This window comes from Haloferax gibbonsii ATCC 33959 (assembly GCF_000336775.1).
Lineage (GTDB): Archaea > Halobacteriota > Halobacteria > Halobacteriales > Haloferacaceae > Haloferax > Haloferax gibbonsii.
The window spans coordinates 237,032-253,575 of sequence record NZ_AOLJ01000022.1 but is presented as its reverse complement, the minus strand read 5'-3'; the positions used below and the strand labels follow the sequence as shown (position 1 = coordinate 253,575).

At 69.2% G+C, this 16,544-nt stretch carries 17 protein-coding genes; 7 read left to right on the top strand and 10 right to left on the bottom strand.

Going from position 1 to position 16,544, the window contains the following annotated elements; translation table 11 throughout:
- Positions 1-14: 14 nt before the first annotated feature.
- From C454_RS15120 to pyrI, 4 genes are all read left to right on the top strand, one after another.
- On the top strand, positions 15-854 hold the full coding sequence (locus tag C454_RS15120) for an HpcH/HpaI aldolase/citrate lyase family protein (protein ID WP_004977052.1): 840 nt from the start codon (positions 15-17) through the stop codon (positions 852-854).
- 138 nt (positions 855-992) lie between these two features.
- The gene (locus tag C454_RS15115; protein ID WP_004977051.1) at positions 993-2,246 is read left to right on the top strand and encodes a Glu/Leu/Phe/Val family dehydrogenase; all 1,254 of its coding nucleotides are present in this window, start codon (positions 993-995) and stop codon (positions 2,244-2,246) included.
- A gap of 168 nt (positions 2,247-2,414) precedes the next feature.
- Positions 2,415-3,329 carry an aspartate carbamoyltransferase gene (gene pyrB / locus C454_RS15110; RefSeq protein WP_004977050.1) on the top strand — a complete coding sequence of 305 codons (915 nt, stop codon included), beginning with the start codon at positions 2,415-2,417 and terminating at the stop codon, positions 3,327-3,329.
- On the top strand, positions 3,326-3,793 hold the full coding sequence (gene pyrI, locus C454_RS15105; protein WP_004977049.1) for an aspartate carbamoyltransferase regulatory subunit: 468 nt from the start codon (positions 3,326-3,328) through the stop codon (positions 3,791-3,793). The genes pyrB and pyrI overlap by 4 nt, the downstream gene beginning before the upstream one ends.
- Before the next feature lie 5 nt (positions 3,794-3,798).
- Here pyrI and C454_RS15100 read toward each other — a convergent pair whose 3' ends face one another.
- Complete coding sequence (locus C454_RS15100; RefSeq protein ID WP_004977048.1) at positions 3,799-5,340, bottom strand: ATP-binding response regulator; 1,542 nt, start codon at positions 5,338-5,340, stop codon at positions 3,799-3,801.
- Positions 5,341-5,752: 412 nt separating this feature from the next.
- On the opposite strand from C454_RS15100, the gene C454_RS15095 reads away from it, so the two are divergent.
- The gene (locus tag C454_RS15095) at positions 5,753-6,628 is read left to right on the top strand and encodes a hypothetical protein (RefSeq protein WP_004977047.1); all 876 of its coding nucleotides are present in this window, start codon (positions 5,753-5,755) and stop codon (positions 6,626-6,628) included.
- Between the two features lie 277 nt (positions 6,629-6,905).
- On the opposite strand, the gene C454_RS15090 is transcribed toward C454_RS15095, so the two are convergent.
- The 8 genes from C454_RS15090 to C454_RS15055 form a co-directional block, all read right to left on the bottom strand.
- Entirely contained in the window at positions 6,906-7,664 is a 759-nt protein-coding gene (locus C454_RS15090) for a glucose 1-dehydrogenase (RefSeq protein ID WP_004977045.1), read from the bottom strand.
- 147 nt (positions 7,665-7,811) lie between these two features.
- On the bottom strand, positions 7,812-8,528 hold the full coding sequence (locus C454_RS15085) for a ThuA domain-containing protein (RefSeq protein ID WP_004977044.1): 717 nt from the start codon (positions 8,526-8,528) through the stop codon (positions 7,812-7,814).
- Positions 8,529-8,626: 98 nt separating this feature from the next.
- Complete coding sequence (locus C454_RS15080; protein WP_004977043.1) at positions 8,627-9,436, bottom strand: enoyl-CoA hydratase/isomerase family protein; 810 nt, start codon at positions 9,434-9,436, stop codon at positions 8,627-8,629.
- 69 nt (positions 9,437-9,505) lie between these two features.
- Positions 9,506-10,558 carry an o-succinylbenzoate synthase gene (gene menC, locus C454_RS15075; protein ID WP_004977042.1) on the bottom strand — a complete coding sequence of 351 codons (1,053 nt, stop codon included), beginning with the start codon at positions 10,556-10,558 and terminating at the stop codon, positions 9,506-9,508.
- 2 nt (positions 10,559-10,560) lie between these two features.
- The gene (locus tag C454_RS15070; protein WP_049905205.1) at positions 10,561-11,499 is read right to left on the bottom strand and encodes a 1,4-dihydroxy-2-naphthoate polyprenyltransferase; all 939 of its coding nucleotides are present in this window, start codon (positions 11,497-11,499) and stop codon (positions 10,561-10,563) included.
- 181 nt (positions 11,500-11,680) lie between these two features.
- A complete protein-coding gene (locus C454_RS15065; protein WP_004977040.1) occupies positions 11,681-12,649 on the bottom strand; it encodes an NAD(P)/FAD-dependent oxidoreductase in 969 nt (322 codons plus the stop codon).
- Between the two features lies 1 nt (position 12,650).
- A complete protein-coding gene (locus C454_RS15060) occupies positions 12,651-13,862 on the bottom strand; it encodes an ABC transporter substrate-binding protein (RefSeq protein ID WP_004977039.1) in 1,212 nt (403 codons plus the stop codon).
- A 144-nt stretch (positions 13,863-14,006) separates the two neighbouring features.
- Positions 14,007-14,924, bottom strand: a complete 918-nt coding sequence (locus C454_RS15055; RefSeq protein ID WP_004043470.1) for a 1,4-dihydroxy-2-naphthoyl-CoA synthase — start codon at positions 14,922-14,924, stop codon at positions 14,007-14,009.
- A 118-nt stretch (positions 14,925-15,042) separates the two neighbouring features.
- Here C454_RS15055 and C454_RS15050 point away from each other — a divergent pair, with 118 nt between their 5' ends.
- Both C454_RS15050 and C454_RS15045 read left to right on the top strand, forming a co-directional pair.
- On the top strand, positions 15,043-15,507 hold the full coding sequence (locus tag C454_RS15050; RefSeq protein ID WP_004977038.1) for a hypothetical protein: 465 nt from the start codon (positions 15,043-15,045) through the stop codon (positions 15,505-15,507).
- Positions 15,500-16,018 (top strand): hypothetical protein, encoded by a 519-nt coding sequence (locus C454_RS15045; RefSeq protein ID WP_004977037.1) that lies wholly within the window; start codon positions 15,500-15,502, stop codon positions 16,016-16,018. Before C454_RS15050 ends, C454_RS15045 begins: the two co-directional genes overlap by 8 nt.
- Before the next feature lie 9 nt (positions 16,019-16,027).
- On the opposite strand, the gene C454_RS15040 is transcribed toward C454_RS15045, so the two are convergent.
- Positions 16,028-16,540: a hypothetical protein gene (locus C454_RS15040; RefSeq protein ID WP_004977036.1), complete on the bottom strand. Its 513-nt coding sequence runs from the start codon at positions 16,538-16,540 to the stop codon at positions 16,028-16,030.
- Between the last annotated feature and the right edge of the window lie 4 nt (positions 16,541-16,544).

The window sequence follows — 16,544 nt, the reverse complement described above, 5'->3', positions numbered from 1 at the left end:
CCGATACACACACCATGCCCCGACGAAGCGTCCTGTTTTCCCCCGGCGACCGACCCGAACTGCTGCGGAAAGCCCCCGGCGCGGGCGCGGACGTGCTCGTCTTCGACCTCGAAGACGCCGTCTCGCCCGACAGGAAAGCCGAGGCTCGGGAGTCCGTTTCCGCGGTCCTGTCGGACCCCGACTTCGACCCCGACGCCGAGGTCGCGGTCCGCGTCAACCCCGGCGAGGCCGGCCGCGACGACATCGCCGCCGTCTGCGCCGCCCACCCGCCGGACGCGCTCGTGGTCCCGAAGGCGACGAGCGCCGACGACGTGACGAGCGTCGCCGTCGCGGCCCGCGAGGCCGGCGCGGACTGTCCCGTCATCGCCATCGTCGAGAGCGCGGCGGGCGTCCTCGCCGCCCCCGAGGTCGCGGCCGCGCCCGACACGACCGCCGTCGTCTTCGGCGCGGAGGACTTCGCCGCCGACGTGGGTGCGACTCGGTCCGACGAGGGAACCGAGGTGCTCTACGCCCGCGAGCGCGTCGTCGTCGCGGCCGCGGCCGCCGGCGTCGACGCCATCGACACCCTTCACGTCGACTATCGGGACGAGGCGGGGCTCCGCGAGGACGCCGCGTTCGGTCGACGACTCGGCTACGACGGGAAACTCGCCATCCATCCCGCGCAGGTCCCCGTCATCAACGAGGCGTTCTCGCCCGACGACGAGGACGTCGCGTGGGCCAAGAAGGTGCTCCGCGCCCGCGACGAGGCCGCCAGCGAGGGTCGAGGCGTCTTCGGCGTCGACGGCGAGATGATAGACGCCCCGCTCGTCAAACAGGCCGAGAACATTCTCGACCGCGCCGGCGAGTCGTACTGAGCGCGCTCGGACCGGCGCGACCCCCCGTCGGTCCAACCTCCGTTAGCTGTTACCTTTTATCAATGAGTATGTGTCTCAATAGTGTGGTATGCTAAAATCCCCGCTACGCTTAACCGGATGCCCGGAGCGTATTAGGACATGGCACAAGAGGCGAATCCCTTCGAGAGTCTACAGGAGCAAATCGACGACGCGGCCGCCTACCTCGACGTGCGCGACGACGTTATCGAGCGGCTGAAGAACCCCGAGCGAGTCCTCGAAACGAACCTCGCCGTCGAGATGGACGACGGCGACGTCGAACTGTTTCGCGCCTACCGGTCGCAGTTCAACGGCGACCGCGGCCCGTACAAAGGCGGGATTCGCTACCACCCGAACGTCAGCCGCGACGAGGTGAAGGCGCTGTCCGGCTGGATGGTGTACAAGTGCGCCGTCGTGGACATCCCCTACGGCGGCGGCAAGGGCGGCATCGTCATCGACCCCAAGGCGTACTCCGAGTCCGAACTCGAACGCATCACCCGGTCGTTCGCCAAGGAGCTTCGCCCCCTCATCGGGGAGGACCGCGACATCCCCGCGCCCGACGTGAACACCGGCCAGCGCGAGATGAACTGGATTAAGGACACCTACGAGACCCTCGAAAACACCACCGCACCGGGCGTCATCACGGGGAAGGCGCTCTCGAACGGCGGAAGCGAGGGCCGCGTCGAAGCGACCGGTCGCTCGACGATGCTCACCGCCCGCGAGGCGTTCGACTACCTCGGCCGCGACATCGAGGGCGCGACCGTCGCCGTCCAGGGCTACGGGAACGCCGGCTCCGTCGCCGCGAAGCTCATCGACGACCTCGGCGCGTCGGTCGTCGCCGTCTCCGACTCCTCCGGCGGCATCTACGACGCCGACGGCCTCGACACTCGCGCGGTCAAGCAGTTCAAAAACGAGACCGGCACCGTCTCGGACTACGAGGGAACGGAGGCCATCTCCAACGAGGAGCTTCTCACCCTCGACGTGGACCTGCTCGTCCCCGCCGCGCTGGAGAACGCCATCGACGGCGAACTCGCCCACGACGTGAACGCGGACGTGGTCGTCGAGGCCGCGAACGGCCCGCTCACGCCGGACGCCGACGACGTGCTCACCGAGCGCGAGGTCCACGTCTTCCCCGACATCCTCGCCAACGCCGGCGGCGTCACCGTCTCGTACTTCGAGTGGGTCCAGAACCGCCAGCGGTTCTACTGGACCGAAGACCGCGTCAACGACGAACTGGAGCGCGTCATCGTCGACGCCTTCGAGGAGCTCGTCGACGCCTACGAGACCCACGACCTGCCGAACTTCCGCACCGCGGCCTACGTCGTCGCCATCCGGCGCGTCGTCGACTCCTACGACTCCGCCGGGAACTGGCCGTAAGGTCGAGTCGGGTCGGCGTCGGTCGTCGCCGCGTGTTCCGACCGTTTCGACCGAGTTTCTGTTTCCGCCGCGGTCGGCGGTGTCGGCGATTCTGTGCATGGTGGTGAATATCACGCGGAGCGTCCGATGCCGGGGGATTCAAGTCGGTGTAGGTCGCGTCATTCATCGATGCGTCAGGACCACCTCATCTCCGCGTCGCACCTCTCGCGGGAGGACATCGAGGCGGTGCTCGACCGCGCGGCCGACATCGACGACGACCCGGCCGCGTTCCGGCAGCGACACGCCGGAAAGGTTCTCGGGCTCTGTTTCTTCGAGCCGAGCACGCGAACTCGGATGAGCTTCGACTCCGCGATGAAACGCCTCGGCGGCCAGACCGTCGATATGGGACCGGTCGAGTCGTCGTCGGTCAAGAAGGGCGAGACGCTCGCCGACACCGTCCGCGTGGTCGAGGGCTACGCGGACGCGCTCGTGCTCCGCCACCCCAGCGAGGGCGCGGCCACGATGGCCGCCGAGTTCGTCGACGTACCGCTCGTCAACGCGGGCGACGGCGCGGGCCAGCACCCGAGCCAGACCTTGCTGGACCTCTACACCATCCGGGAGAACGCCGGCCTCGACGACCTCACCATCGGCATCATGGGCGACCTGAAGTACGGGCGGACGGTCCACTCGCTGGCCGAGGCGCTGACGAACTTCGACGCCAGCCAGCACTTCATCAGCCCCGAGAGCCTGCGGCTCCCCCGGAACGTCCGCTACGACCTCCACGCCTCGGGCGCGCAGGTCAGAGAACACACCGAACTCGACGAGGTGCTCCCCGAACTCGACGTGCTCTACGTGACGCGCATCCAGCGCGAGCGCTTCCCCGACGAAAACGAGTACCGAAAGGTCGCGGGACAGTACCAAATCGACTCGGAGACGCTGGAGGCGGCGGCGGACGACCTCACTGTCATGCACCCGCTCCCCCGCGTGGACGAGATTTCGCCGGACATCGACGACACCGACCACGCGACGTACTTCGAACAGGCCCACAACGGCATCCCGGTCCGGATGGCGCTGTTGGACATCCTCCTCTCCCAAGACCGATGACAGACGACCACCAACTCCGCGTCTCGAAGATTCGAAACGGCACCGTCATCGACCACGTCGCCGCGGGACAGGCGCTCAACGTCCTCGCCATCCTCGGCATCGACGGCACCAGCGGGGAGGCGGTCTCGGTCGGGATGAACGTCCCCTCCGACCGCCTCGGCCGCAAGGACATCGTGAAGGTCGAAGGCCGCGAGCTGAGCCAGTCCGAGGTGGACGTGCTGTCGCTCATCGCGCCCGCCGCGAGCATCAACATCGTCCGCGACTACGACGTGGTCGAGAAGAACCGCGTCGTCCGCCCCGACGCCGTCGCGAGCATCATCTCGTGTCCGAACAGGAACTGCATCTCCAACGCCGACGAACCCATCCGGTCCCGCTTTACGGTCCTCTCGGACGGCGTGCGCTGCGACTACTGCGAGACCATCGTCCGCGAGGACGAAGTCGCGGCCAACCTCGACGTGAACTGACCGGTTTAGGAGTCGTTCGACGCCCTTTTTCCCGCGGCGCTCGCCTGACAGCGGTGGTCCTCGTCGGCGAACTCGACGCCGTCGAACTCGAAGCGCGCGCCGCCGGTCGCCGCCGACCCGACGGAGACGGTCCAGCCGTGGGCCTCCGCGAGCGACCGGACGATGTCGAGACCGAAGCCCGTCCCCTCGGGCGAGGTGGTGAAACCGCGTTCGAACACCCGCGCGGCGACGGCGGCGTCGATGCCGAAGCCGTCGTCTTCGACCGCGAACGTCTCGTCGGCCGGCGACGCGGTGACGCGGACGGTCAGCGCCGGGGTGCGACCGCCCGTGGAACCGTGTTCCACCGAGTTCCGAAACAGGTTCTCGAACAGCCGCTGGAGCCGACCGGGGTCGGCGTGAGCCGTCGCGCCGGACTCGACGACGAGCGTCGCGTCGCCCGTCTCGACCGTGTTCCACGCCCGGCGAGCGACCGCTTCGAGCGAGACGGGCGCGAAATCGATGACCGCCCTTCCGCTTCGGGCCGCGGCCAGCACGTCGTTGACGATGTCGCTGATGCGGGTCAGCGAGGTCGCGACCCGTTCGAGATGTTCGGAGTCGTTGGCCTCCCGTTCGAGGTTGAGAAAGCCCATCGAGATGGAAAGCGGGTTTCGGAGGTCGTGCGAGAGGACCCGGGCGAACTCCCCGAGTCGCTCGTTTTGCTGTGCGAGCTGCTCTTCGTGCTGCCGGCGGGTCGTGATGTCGCGGCCGACGCCGCAGAAGCCGACGACCTCCCCGTCAGGCCCCGTGAGCCGGCGGCCGGTGAGTTGGAACAACAGCGTCTCGTCGTCGGTCGGGAGCCGGGCTTCGACGACGGTCGTCCCCGTCCGCATCACCTCCTCGACGGCGCGCTCGACCGCCGAACGGTCGGCCTCGTGGAAGAATGCGTCGGCCGACATGCCGGTGAGTTCGGCGTCCGACAGACCGGTGAGCTCCGAGAGTCGCTCGTTCCACGAGACGAGTTTCCCCTCGCGGTCGTAGACGTAGAACACGTCGTCGAGGGCGTCGAGCGCGTCTTCGATGAACCATTCCGTGTCGACTGCCTCCTCGACCGGTTCGGCCGTCTCGCGGGCGTCCCGCGTCCTGTGGCGCTCGCGGGCGAGTCGCTGGACTCGCGAGTCGAGCGGGTCTTCGGCACCGTCGACACCACCGGCGTCGTCGGCCGTCGCCGTCGCCCGCGCGAGGACTTCCTCGCGGGCGAGGTACGCGTCGATATCCAAGTCGACCAGTTCGGTCACTGAGTGGTCGGCGTCACCGGGCGCGAGGAAGACGACCGGGAGGTCGTCACCGGCCGCGCGAATCTCGCGGAGCAGGGAGACGCCGTCACCGTCGGGAAACGCCGAACCGAGAACGAGACAGTCGTACGCGTCGTCGCCGTCGAGGGCGCGGCGAGCGGCGGCGAGCGTCTCGGCCGACTCGACGACGGCGTTCGAGACCGTCCGCTGGACGGCGCGGGTAATCGCGCGGTCGCCGTCGGCGGAGAGGACGCGGAGCGGAGTATCGAGTTGCATCGGGCGGAGCAAAGGAAACTGAACGAGTGACGGAATGCTCTCAGATAAGATAACTTTTCTGCGCGTTCTGTCATTTAATTAACGCCAGGTCGGAACGTGCATCCAGTTTTTAAATCGCTCGCCGCAGTTGCCCCGGTGTCGTAATCACTTAGTGCGGTGCGGTCGAAGTTCTCGGCATGTCCAAGAAGGCCAAACTGGTTCTGGTACTGGCGCTCGTGGCGGTCCTCTACACCGTGTTCTCCGGGAGCGGAGACACCGTCGAAGTCGAAATCGAAGAGTAACCACGTTTTCGCGTGCTCGGCCGCGTTCGGCCGGGTTCGCCTCACTCGCGGCCGGTCAGTGACGACGCCCGAAGAGGAGGTGCACGGCCGAGAGCGAACGACTTACCCGCCGCCCGCGCGAAGGCGGAGCCATGTACGGGGTCGTCACGCGCAACGAAGAGGAAGTCGACTGGCCGGAGTTCGACCGCGGCTTCTACGAGGTCAAGGACGTCACCGGCCGGGCGGCCGAACCGCTGTCGAACGCCGTCAACATGATATCGTGTTTCGGCGACAACGCCGCCGCCAACGAGAGCCCCGAGTTGGTCCCCGTCGACGGCGAGGGGAACCCGGCGACGCGGGACCGAACGTACTTCGACTGGGCGTACATCTGCCCGACGAACGAGAAGTACCGCGCCGGCCTGCTCGAAATCGTCGAGGACGCCGCCGCGGCCAACGGCGACGTTCGCCTCGACGACGTCGGCTTCCCGCGCGACGAGTACTGCCGGTGTGACCGGTGTACCTCGCAGTTCGAGGCGTGGGCCGTCGACCGCGGCCGCGACGCCGACGACGAGGACGCCTGGTTCGAGTGGCGCGCCGAGGTCATCACCGACTTCGTCGCCGACGCGGCCGAGCGCGTCCCCGGTCGCCTGTATCTCACGCTCTATCCCGACCCCTATCCGGGCCACCTCTACCGCCGCGCCGGCCTCGACATCGAGGCGCTCTCGGCGCACGTCGACGAGTTCGTCGTCCCGCTCTACGACACCAACTACGGGACGACCTACTGGCTCGAAACCATCGCCCGCGGCTTCGTCTCGCTTTTGGAGCCCTACGACGTCGACTTCTCGCTCGAACTGTACGCCGTGAACGTGGACGTGGACGACCTCATCCACGCCATCGAGGTCGCGGACGAGTACGCGAAGGACGTGCTGTTCGGCTACGACGCGAGCAACGCCGCCGCGACGCTCCGCCGGATGACCGCCGACGGCTCTCGCGGGAAGACCTACCACCCGGAAGACGCGACCCGCTGAGCCGGCCGCTGTTCGCCGTCCCGAGCCGCGGGGACGGTCGCGGGTGCCCTCGGGAGTTTCAGAACGCGCCGGCGAGGTAGCCGATGACGACGATGCCGAGGAGGAAGACGAGCGCCGCGAACGCGAACAGGGCGAACATGAGTCGCCGCTGTCCGCTCGTCGGTTGTGCCATGGGCGTTCTCCGGACCGCACCCACTTATGATAGTCGGCGCTCCGGACGGCCCCGTCCGGGCGGGCGAGCTCCGGCGGCGAAAAAACGGGGCTCTGCGCGGGTCGGCTACGGGACGACGTAGCCGCCGTCGACGACCATCGGGTGGCCGGTGACGAACGACGCGTCGTCGGAACAGAGGTAGACGACGGCGCTGGCAATCTCCTCTGGTTTGCCGAGGCGGCCGATTGGCTCGTCTTCGAGCAGTCCGGCCCTCGCCTCGTCGTCGCCGGCGGTGAATCGCTCTATCATCGGCGTCTCGATGACGCCCGGACAGACCGCGTTGACGCGGACGTTCTCGGCCGCCACTTCGAGCGCCGCCGAGCGGGTCAACCCGATGACGCCGTGTTTGGCGGCGTAGTAGTGCGCGAGGTTCGCGCCGCCGGTCAGTCCCGCCACGGAAGACGTGTTGACGATGGCGCCCCCGCCGTTCTCGACGAGGCGGGGAATCTCGTACTTCAGGCCGAGGAACACGCCGGTCAGGTTGATGTCGATGACCCGCTGGAAGTCCTCGATGGACATCTCGGCGATGGGGCCCGGCGTCCCCTCGATGCCCGCGTTGTTGTGCGCGAAGTCGAGGCCGCCGAACTCGCTTACCGCCCTGTCGACGAGGCTCGCCACGTCGCTTTCCTTCGAGCTATCGGCCTCGAAGAATGCGGCGTCGCCGCCCTCGCTTTCTATCTCCCGGACGACCTGCTCGCCGGCGTCCACCTGCACGTCCGAGAGCGCGACCATCGCGCCCTCCTCGGCGAACCGGAGCGCGGTCGCCCGACCGATACCCGACGCCGCGCCCGTGACGAGCGCGACTTTCCCATCGATTCCCTTCATGATATCACCACGACCCGCCGGCCGCGTGGGCGGCGCGGTCGTGCGTGCCAGTAGGTGTCACTCGGAAATAACGCCTCTTCAGGGACGCGTGACGCTCTCGCAGCCGAGAAAAACCGATTACTTCGCCCGCGCTCAGCGACCGACGGCTCAGTCGAGGTCTTCGATGGGCTCCGCGTTACCGAAGTACGGGTCGGGACCGTCGCCGGGGGCCGCCCAGTCGACGGCGTTGTCGAGGACGGTCCGAACCTCCTCCTGCTCGTAGATGGGGTAGGTCTCGTGACCCGGCCGGAAGTAGAAGACGCGGCCCTTGCCGCGGGTGTAACAACAGCCGGAGCGGAACACCTCGCCGCCCTCGAACCACGACGTGAAGACGAGTTCGTCCGGCGCGGGGATGTCGAACCGCTCGCCGTACATCTCGGCGCGGGGGACCTCGAACGACTCGGGAAGTCCGTCGGCGATGGGGTGGCCGGGCTCGACGACCCAGACGCGCTCTTTCTCGCCCGACTCGCGCCACTTCAGCGAGCAGGTCGTCCCCATCAGGCGCTTGAACGGCTTGGAGTAGTGGCCCGAGTGGAGGACGAGCAGGCCCATCCCGTCGCGGACGCGGTCGACCACGCGGTCGACGATTGCGTCGTCCACCTCGTCGTGGGCCTTGTGCCCCCACCACGCCAGCACGTCGGTGTCGTCGAGGACCGACTCGGTGAGGCCGTGTTCGGGCTCGTCCAGCGTGGCGGTCTGCACGTCGTAACCCGCCTCGCGGAGCCCCTCGGCTATCGTCGCGTGGATGCCGTCGGGGTAGATTTCGGCGACCTCGTCGTTTTCCTTCTCGTGTCGGTACTCGTTCCAGACGGTGACGGTGACCATACTCCCGCCGTCGCCGGGCGGCGACAAGTATGCACCGACAGCGAAATGCGCCGAAGGCGAGGGCGAGGGCGGCCCGTGGCGGTCCCCCGCCGAGTCGGCTACTTGCCTTCGAACTCCGGTTCCCGCCGGCTCATGAACGACTCCACGCCCTCGGCGTGGTCGTCGGTCCCGAACATGACCGCCTGCGCCGACGCCTCGTGTTCGATGGCCGCCTCGATGGAGTCGTCGGGGCGGCGCAGCAGGCGCTTGGAGGCGGTGAGCGCCTTCGTCGGGCCGCCGGCGATGCGCTCCGTGAGGGCGTCGAGTTCCGCCTCGAACTCGTCCTCGTCGGCGACGCGGTTCACGACGCCGAGTTCCAGCGCCCGCTCGGGGCCGAGTTTCTCGCCCGTGTAGACGAGTTCCATGGCGACGTTGCGCCCGACGAGTCTGGGAAGGAGGTACGACAGCCCGGAGTCGACCGCGAGGCCGACCCGGCGGAAGCCGAAGCCGACGGAGGCGTCTTCGCGGAGGAGTTGGAGGTCGCAGGCGATGGCGAGCGCGCCGCCCGCGCCCACGGCCGGGCCGTCGATGGCCGCGACCGTCGGCAGGTCGCACTCGTAGACGCGGCGCACGCAGTCGGCGGTGTCGCGGACGACGTGGTCGACCGCCTCGGGGAGCGTCATCGCGTCGGCCTGTAGCTCCAGCATGGCGTTCACGTCGCCGCCGGCGCAGAACGCGCCCGCCTCGTCGCTGCCGCGGAGGACGACACAGCGCGCCTCGTCGGGGAGCGAGCCCAGCGCCTCGCGCACGCCGGCGGTGACTTCGACCGTCAGCGCGTTCCGAACCGCCGGGGCGTCCAGCGTCACCGTCGCCACGCCGTCGTCGAGCGCGAGCCGTACCGCGTCGGAGTCGAGTTCGACCTCGGTCATCCCCCGGTTCGACGTGCAGAACCGTGAAAAACGTTTGGACCGTGGAGAGTTGAATCGTCGCCGACCGGCTCAGGAGAACAGCGCGGACACGTCGATACCGAGGCCCGGACCCTCGGGGACGCGCATCCGGCCCTCGCGCACGGGAGCCGGGTCGGCCGCGAGGTCGGCGTCGAGGAGCGAGGCGGTCGCCAGCCCGTGGGCTCGTTCGCCGGGAAGCGACGCCGCGACGTGGAGCGCGCCGAGTCGGGCGACGACGGCGTCGATGGTGGTCGTGACGACGACGTCGACGCCGGCGTCGCGGGCGCGAGCCGCGAGGTCGCGGACGCGGTCCGGGCCGCCGAGCGCCATCGGCTTGCAGACGAGCACGTCCGCCGCGTTCGAGGCGAGCGCCCGCTGCGGCGGGACCGCCGCCAGCGACTCGTCGAGCGCGATGGGCGTGTCGTGGAGCCGCCGGAGGACGGCGTGGCCGTCGAGTTCGTCGGCGGGAAGCGGCTGTTCGAGGTAGTCGAGGTCGAGGCCCAGTTCCTCGACCGAGTCGAGAAAGCGGTCCGCGGTCCAGCGGTCCCACGCGGCGTTCGCGTCGGCCCGGAGCGACACGTCGGGACCGACCGCCTCGCGGACGGCCCGCAGGCGCGCCACATCGTCGGTCGGGTCCCGCGCGCCGACCTTCAGTTTGAGGCAGTCGTACCCCAATTCGACGGCGGCCTCGGCGGCCTCGACGGTCGCCTCGGGACCGTCGTCGCCGAGAGTCGCGTTCACCGGAAGCGAGGTGTGCGAGTCGGTGGCTAGGGACGCGGCGAGCGGTCGGTCGGCGGCGCGAGCGCGGGCGTCGGCGACGGCGAGCGAGACGGCGTGTCTCGCGGCGGGCGCGTCCGCGAGCGTCCCGTCTTCGAGTGCGGATACGGAGTCGGCGTCGGCCGCGGCGTCGCCTTCGGCGAGGTCGGCGAGCGCGTCGCGGCAGTCGCCGAGCGACTCGGTCCAGCCCGGAAGCGGCGTCGCCTCGCCGACGCCCGTCTCGCCCGCGGCATCGACCGCGACGAGGAATCCCTCGCGGCGCTCGATGTCGCCCTTGGCGGTCGAAAGCGGCGTTTCGAGGTCGACGGCGAACTCGCGGAGGCGCATCGTCACGCGAGGACGAGGCCGACCGAGAAGAGGACGGCGTAGAGCGCGAGGAGTTTGCCCGTGTCTTCGAGCGCGGGGTTGAGCTTCTCGCCTTTCGTCTCGGTGACGACCGTCCGCGCGATGCGGGCCGCGACGGGCATCGAGAACATGGGGAGAAGGACGAACCAGTCGAAGCCCGCGCGGGTCCACAGGTAGGCGGGGACGACGTAGGCGAGCGCGAGCATGGCGACGTACTCGGCGCGGGCGAAACCGTAGCCGAACCGGACCGCGAGGGTCCGCTTGCCCGTGGTCGCGTCTTCCTCCTTGTCGCGGACGTTGTTCACGACGAGGATGTTCGTGGAGATGGCCGCGATTGGGAGGCTGGCGACGACGGCGACGAGCGTGACGGTTCCCTCCGGGATTCCGACCGTGAGCGGGGCGGCGAGGACGCTCGCGGCCTGCACGTAGAACGTTCCGACGACGGCGACGAGGCCGAAGAAGACGAAGACGAACAGGTCGCCGAGGCCGTGGTAGCCGAGGGGGTACGGGCCGCCGGTGTAGGCGATGCCCGAAGCGACAGAGAGCAGGCCGATGACGAGGATGGGCACGCCGCCGACGTAGACGAGGTAGGTGCCGAGGAGGATGGCGGCGGCGAAGGTCAGATACATCGCCCGCTTGACCTCGGCCGGCGGGATGAGCCCGCCGGCGGTGACGCGGGTGAAGCCCTCGCGGGCCTCGGTGTCCGCGCCCTGCACCGCGTCGTAGTAGTCGTTGGCGAAGTTGGTCCCGACTTGGATGAGAAGCGCGCCCACGAGCGCCGCGAGCGCGGGGAGCGGGGCGAACAGGTCGGCGTGGACGGCGACCGCGGTGCCGACGACGACCGGCGCGGCGGCCGCCGGGAGCGTCTGCGGCCGCGACGCCATCACCCACGCCCGCCTGCGAGAGATGTCCTGCGTGCTCATTGTCTGCACACGAGGGCCGAAGCAGTGAGTAAGTTCCTATCCGAAAGCGCGCGACGCCGGGGCGGTGGGTGGGAGACGACGGCCCCCCGGCGTGCGCGTCGGTCCTGACGAGCCGGTCGCGCCCCCGGTGTCGGCGACGACGTGGTCATCGCCGTCGCCGACCGGGGTCGTCGATGACTCGCTATTCGGAGTCGGAAGCGGAATCGGCGGCGGGACCGGAATCGGCGTCGACGCCGAGGTGGTCGGCGAGTCGCTCGCGACCGCGCTTGGCCCGGGTTTCGACTGTCTCCTCGGAGACGTACATCTCGCGTTGGCGCTCCACGTCGGCCTCGCGGAGTTCGTGGAGTCGCTCCTCGGGGAGGTCGCAGTCATCGGGGACCCGGCTGTCGAACCGCTCGCGCCAGTCGTCGCGGGCGGTCTCCTCGTCGGCGAGTTCCGCCTCGGGCCGTATCCAGTCCCAGTGGGCCGCGAGGTCCTCGGGATACCCCTGTTCGAGGCGGTGGTCGGTGATGACCGACCGGCCGACGCGCGCGCCCTGTCCGGCCGACATGATGGCCTGCACGTTGACCTCGCTCACCGGCGCGGCGACGTACAGGCCGTCGATGGCTGTCCGGCCCTCGACGTCGGCGTAGTCGCGGTCGAACTTCGTCCGCGTCTCGCCGTCGTACTCGTAGGTGACGAACATCTCGTCGTCGCCGAGCGGTTCGAGGAAGTCGCCGCCGTAGCGGGCGGCCGCGACGACCCGCCTCGCCGTGACGGTCTCGCCGTCCTGCGTCGTGACCTCGAAGCTCGGCCCGGCGGCGTCCGCGGTCTCGCTCCCGTCGCCGCCGGCGGGTTCGACCGCCTCGACGAGCTCCGGAACGAGGTCGCAGCCGGCCGCCTCGACGTGGTCGTGGATGAGTTCGTAGAACGTCTCGACGTCGACGCCGCCGGGAAAGCCGAGGTAGTTCTCCAGATAGGCACAGCGCTGGAGCGACGACCGGCCGCGGTCGAAGACGACGGTGTCGAGGCCGTACCGGCCGGTGAAGACGCCCGCCGAGCAGCCCGTCGGCCCGCCGCCGACGATGGCCACGTCGTAGTCGAACGCCGCCGCTTCGGGGTCGGTCGCTGTCGCCGTCGTCGTCCCCTCCGAGCGCTCGGCGTCCGCCATCTCAGAACTCCCCGTTGACGATGTCCGCGACGCGCTGGCGGTCGAACAGTTCGGCGTCGTCCGTCACGTCGCCGAACACGTCGGGGTACATCTGTTTTGCGGCGCGCTCGGTCAGGAACAGGTTGTGAATCGGCCCCTGGAACAGGTAGCCGCCGCGGTAGACCCGACCGTTCTGGACGGCCGCCAGTTCGCCGCCGACGGGGTGGTCCTCCATGTACGCGAGGACGGTGTCGCGGAACTCCTCGGGCGTCTTGCGCTCGTGGCCGCGGACCAGAATCACGTCGGGGTCGATTTCGAGGAGGTTCTCGTAGTCGAGTTCGCCGCGATTGGTCGTGCTGAGATTCTCGATGTCGGTCCCCGAGAGCGCGTCGATGACGCCGAGGTCGTTCCACTGCTTTTTGCTCGTGCCCTTGTCGTTGAGGCGGTACGGCGAGAACGTCTCGGGTTCGGTCGTCCCTTCGAAGGTGAGAAAGACGTTCGGGCGCTCGTCCGCGGGCGGCAGTTCCGCCTGTATCTCCGCGATGAACTCGTCGTGGAACGCCTCGAACGCCTCGTAGCGGTCCTCGCGCTGGAACACCTGCGCGACCTTCTCGAACGCCTCGTAGAGCGTGTAGTAGCGGTAGTCGTGCCAGCCGTCCGACCGGCGGAAGACGAGGTTGCCGACGAACGGGGCGACGTTCTCCGCGATTTCGTCCACGTCGGCTTGGTCCCAGTCGAACCAGTTGACGAGCATGTTGGGGTCGTAGAGGTGGACGTCGCTGTCGAGTTCGTAGAACTCCTCTTTCGTCCGGACCTCGGGGTACGCCTCGATTTGCTCGCGGTCGACGCTCACGCCGGGGAGTTCGTCGTAGACGTAGGTGTAGTACCGGCCCGCGCCGCCGACGCCGGTCAGCCCGTCGCCGACGCCGAGCGCGACGGCCATGTCCGCGTAGCCGCCGTCGTAGGCGGCCCACGACTCGGGGACCGAGTCGAACGCGACCTCGCCCATCGGCTCCATCGTCACCGAGTACGAGGAGTCCGCCTCGGTCGTCTGGGTCGCGGTCTCCGTTTCAGTCGCTTCCTCGGTCGTCGTCTCGGCCGCCGTGGTCGTCTCGTCGCTCCCCGACGAGTCCGACGTACAGCCGGTGAGCATCCCGGCCCCGAGAGCCGTGCCGCCGTACCGAATGTAGTTGCGTCGCGTGAGTCCCTCCCGCCCGGTTGATTTCTCTTCCATGGGGTTTAGGCTAACCTAAATGTATAAGAGCGTTCCTATTTTTCGGCCGGCCTAAACATTGGCGAGGCGACGTGTCTTGGCCCGACGGGAGGGACCGCATCGCGGTTGCGGGTCCGGCGTCCGGCGAGAGTCGGCGTCAGACCCTCAGTAGTGCCACGGGTAGTCGCGGAAGCGCGGCTCGCGCTTTTCGAGGAAGGCGTCGCGGCCCTCTTGGGCCTCTTCGGTCATGTAGGCGAGCCGGGTCGCCTCGCCGGCGAACACCTGCTGGCCGACCATGCCGTCGTCGGTCATGTTGAAGGCGTACTTGAGCATGCGCATGGCCGTCGGCGACTTCTTCGTCATCTCGTCGGCCCACTCCAGCGCCACGTCCTCTAGCTCCTCGTGGGGAATCGCCTCGTTCGCCATGCCCATGTCGACGGCCTCCTCGGCGGAGTAGGTCTTGCCCATGAAGAACACCTCGCGGGCCTTCTTCTGGCCGACCTGCTTGGCGAGGTACGCGGAGCCGAAGCCGCCGTCGAAGGAGGCCACGTCGGGGTCGGTCTGGAGGAACTTCGCGTGCTCCTCGGACGCGAGCGTCATGTCGCAGACGACGTGCAGGGAGTGGCCGCCGCCGACGGCCCACCCCGGCACGACGGCGACGACGGGTTTGGGCATGAAGCGGATGAGCCGCTGGACTTCGAGGATGTGCAGGCGACCGGCCTTCGCCTCGCGGACGAGCGGGTCGTCGGAGGCGTCGGCCTCGTCGTCGTCGCGGTACTCGTAGCCCGAGCCGCCGCGGACCGACTGGTCGCCGCCGGAACAGAACGCCCAGCCGCCGTCCTTCTCGGAGGGACCGTTACCGGTCAGGAGGACGCACCCGACGTTCGCGCGCTTTCTGGCGTCGTCGAGCGCGGCGTAGAGTTCGTCCACGGTTCCGGGTCGGAAGGCGTTCCGGACCTCGGGGCGGTCGAACGCGATGCGGACCGCCGGCACGTCGACGGCGCGGTGGTAGGTGATGTCGTCGAACTCGTCGGACCCCGGGACGGGCTCCCAGCGGTCGGGGTCGAAAATCTCCGAGACCATACCGAGTGGCGGCGCGGGCGGCGCAAAAAGATTCGCTTGCGGCGATGGTGGGGCCGAGTGGCGGCGCGTTCCCCGCTCGGCCCGGAACTATTTGTCAGCCGACGAACTACTCTCGCGTATGTCGGCCGCGACCAGCCTCCTCGTCAGATTCGTTCACATCGTCGGGATGGCGCTCGTCTTCGGTGGCGCAGTGTTCGCGTGGGCGACGCTCAGAGCGCCCGGTTCCGGGAGCAAGAGAGCAGATAGCTCGGCCGGGGCCGTCGGCGACCCGTCGCCTCTCGCGACCACCTACGAGTGGGTCTTCTGGGCGGCGATGGGCGCGATGGTCGTCACCGGCGTCGGCAACCTCGGCGCGCTCGGTCCGCCCGGCCCGTCCGGCCGCTGGGGAACGATACTGACGGTGAAGCTCCTCGCGGTGACCGCGTTCGTCCTCGGGTCGTTCGTCCGGACGCTCGTCGCGCTCAGGGTCCGACGAGACCATCCGGCGGGTGCCGGGCGCTCGCTCCTCGCGAAGAGCTACGGCGCGACCGCCGCCGCGCTCCTCGTCCTCGTCGCGCTCGCGGAGGTGTTGGCCCATGGCTGAGGCCGCCGCCGGCCGCTTCGAGGCGTGGGTCGTCTCGTCGTTCAACCTCGTCGCCCTGAGCCTCGTCGGACTCGTCGCGGCGCACGCGAGCGGCGCGCTCGAAGGCGAACTCGCCAACTTCGGGACGCTCCCCGGCGTCGCCGTCTTCGCCTACCTGTGGCTCCTCACCGCGGCCGCGACCCGGCGGGCGCTGGCTGACGGCGGGCTGGCCGACCTGCGGAACGGTCTCCGCGGACTCTGGCGACTCGTCCTCCGCGGGTTCGCGGCGGGCGCGCTCATCGGGGCGGCGTTCCTCCTCGGAGTGGTCCTCGTCGGCGCGGTTCTGAACGGAGCCCCGCTCCTCTCGCTGGCGTTCATCGCGCTCATCGGCGTCGCGGCCGCGAGCGTCGTCGGCGGAGTCATCGGCGGCCTGTCGGTCGTCCTCGACGCCGGCTGTTACTGGGCGGCCGGGCGGCTCGTCGGGCCGTGGGCGAAGTCAGCTGTCTCGGCCGACGCTTCCGACGCGGAGTGAGTGGGTCAGTCAGTCTCGAAGCGGGCCGCGCGGACTCGTCAGCCACGACGCCAGTCCGACGAGTACCGCGGCCGCGATGCCGACGAGAAAGGCGGTCGTTCCGGCCACGGAGCCGTAGGCGACGAGCCCCGTCCCGACGAACGCGGTCGCGAGCGACCGGCGGCGGCCCATCGACTCGGGGTAGCCGCCGGCTTTGAACCGCGCGAGCCCCCAAGCGACCACGGCGACGAGCGGCGCGAGGCCGAGGCCCGTCAGGGGCCGCTGGACGACGAACCAGAGGACGGGAAAGGCGACCACGACCGCGACGAGCGCGAGCGTCCAGTAGCGGCCGAGCGCCGGGGGATAGCCGCGCTCGGCGAGGTCCGAGAGAAGCACCACGCCGAAGACGACGGTCCCGCCGGCGAAGACCCCGGCGAGGGGTTCGTACGCGACGACGGTCGCGTAGGCGAACGCGAGAACGCCGAGGAACCCGGCGACGGCGTAGACGCTGCCGCGGTACTGGCGGAAGAGTTCGGAGGGCATGTCG

Excerpts from the sequence above, each read along its gene's own strand:
- C454_RS15120 (WP_004977052.1), top strand. The coding sequence starts at position 15 with ATGCCCCGACGAAGCGTCCTGTTTTCCCCCGGCGACCGACCCGAACTG.
- C454_RS15115 (WP_004977051.1), top strand. The coding sequence starts at position 993 with ATGGCACAAGAGGCGAATCCCTTCGAGAGTCTACAGGAGCAAATCGAC.
- pyrB (WP_004977050.1), top strand. The coding sequence starts at position 2,415 with ATGCGTCAGGACCACCTCATCTCCGCGTCGCACCTCTCGCGGGAGGAC.
- pyrI (WP_004977049.1), top strand. The coding sequence starts at position 3,326 with ATGACAGACGACCACCAACTCCGCGTCTCGAAGATTCGAAACGGCACC.
- C454_RS15100 (WP_004977048.1), bottom strand. The coding sequence starts at position 5,340 with ATGCAACTCGATACTCCGCTCCGCGTCCTCTCCGCCGACGGCGACCGC.
- C454_RS15095 (WP_004977047.1), top strand. The coding sequence starts at position 5,753 with ATGTACGGGGTCGTCACGCGCAACGAAGAGGAAGTCGACTGGCCGGAG.
- C454_RS15090 (WP_004977045.1), bottom strand. The coding sequence starts at position 7,664 with ATGAAGGGAATCGATGGGAAAGTCGCGCTCGTCACGGGCGCGGCGTCG.
- C454_RS15085 (WP_004977044.1), bottom strand. The coding sequence starts at position 8,528 with ATGGTCACCGTCACCGTCTGGAACGAGTACCGACACGAGAAGGAAAAC.
- C454_RS15080 (WP_004977043.1), bottom strand. The coding sequence starts at position 9,436 with ATGACCGAGGTCGAACTCGACTCCGACGCGGTACGGCTCGCGCTCGAC.
- menC (WP_004977042.1), bottom strand. The coding sequence starts at position 10,558 with ATGCGCCTCCGCGAGTTCGCCGTCGACCTCGAAACGCCGCTTTCGACC.
- C454_RS15070 (WP_049905205.1), bottom strand. The coding sequence starts at position 11,499 with ATGAGCACGCAGGACATCTCTCGCAGGCGGGCGTGGGTGATGGCGTCG.
- C454_RS15065 (WP_004977040.1), bottom strand. The coding sequence starts at position 12,649 with ATGGCGGACGCCGAGCGCTCGGAGGGGACGACGACGGCGACAGCGACC.
- C454_RS15060 (WP_004977039.1), bottom strand. The coding sequence starts at position 13,862 with ATGGAAGAGAAATCAACCGGGCGGGAGGGACTCACGCGACGCAACTAC.
- C454_RS15055 (WP_004043470.1), bottom strand. The coding sequence starts at position 14,924 with ATGGTCTCGGAGATTTTCGACCCCGACCGCTGGGAGCCCGTCCCGGGG.
- C454_RS15050 (WP_004977038.1), top strand. The coding sequence starts at position 15,043 with ATGTCGGCCGCGACCAGCCTCCTCGTCAGATTCGTTCACATCGTCGGG.
- C454_RS15045 (WP_004977037.1), top strand. The coding sequence starts at position 15,500 with ATGGCTGAGGCCGCCGCCGGCCGCTTCGAGGCGTGGGTCGTCTCGTCG.
- C454_RS15040 (WP_004977036.1), bottom strand. The coding sequence starts at position 16,540 with ATGCCCTCCGAACTCTTCCGCCAGTACCGCGGCAGCGTCTACGCCGTC.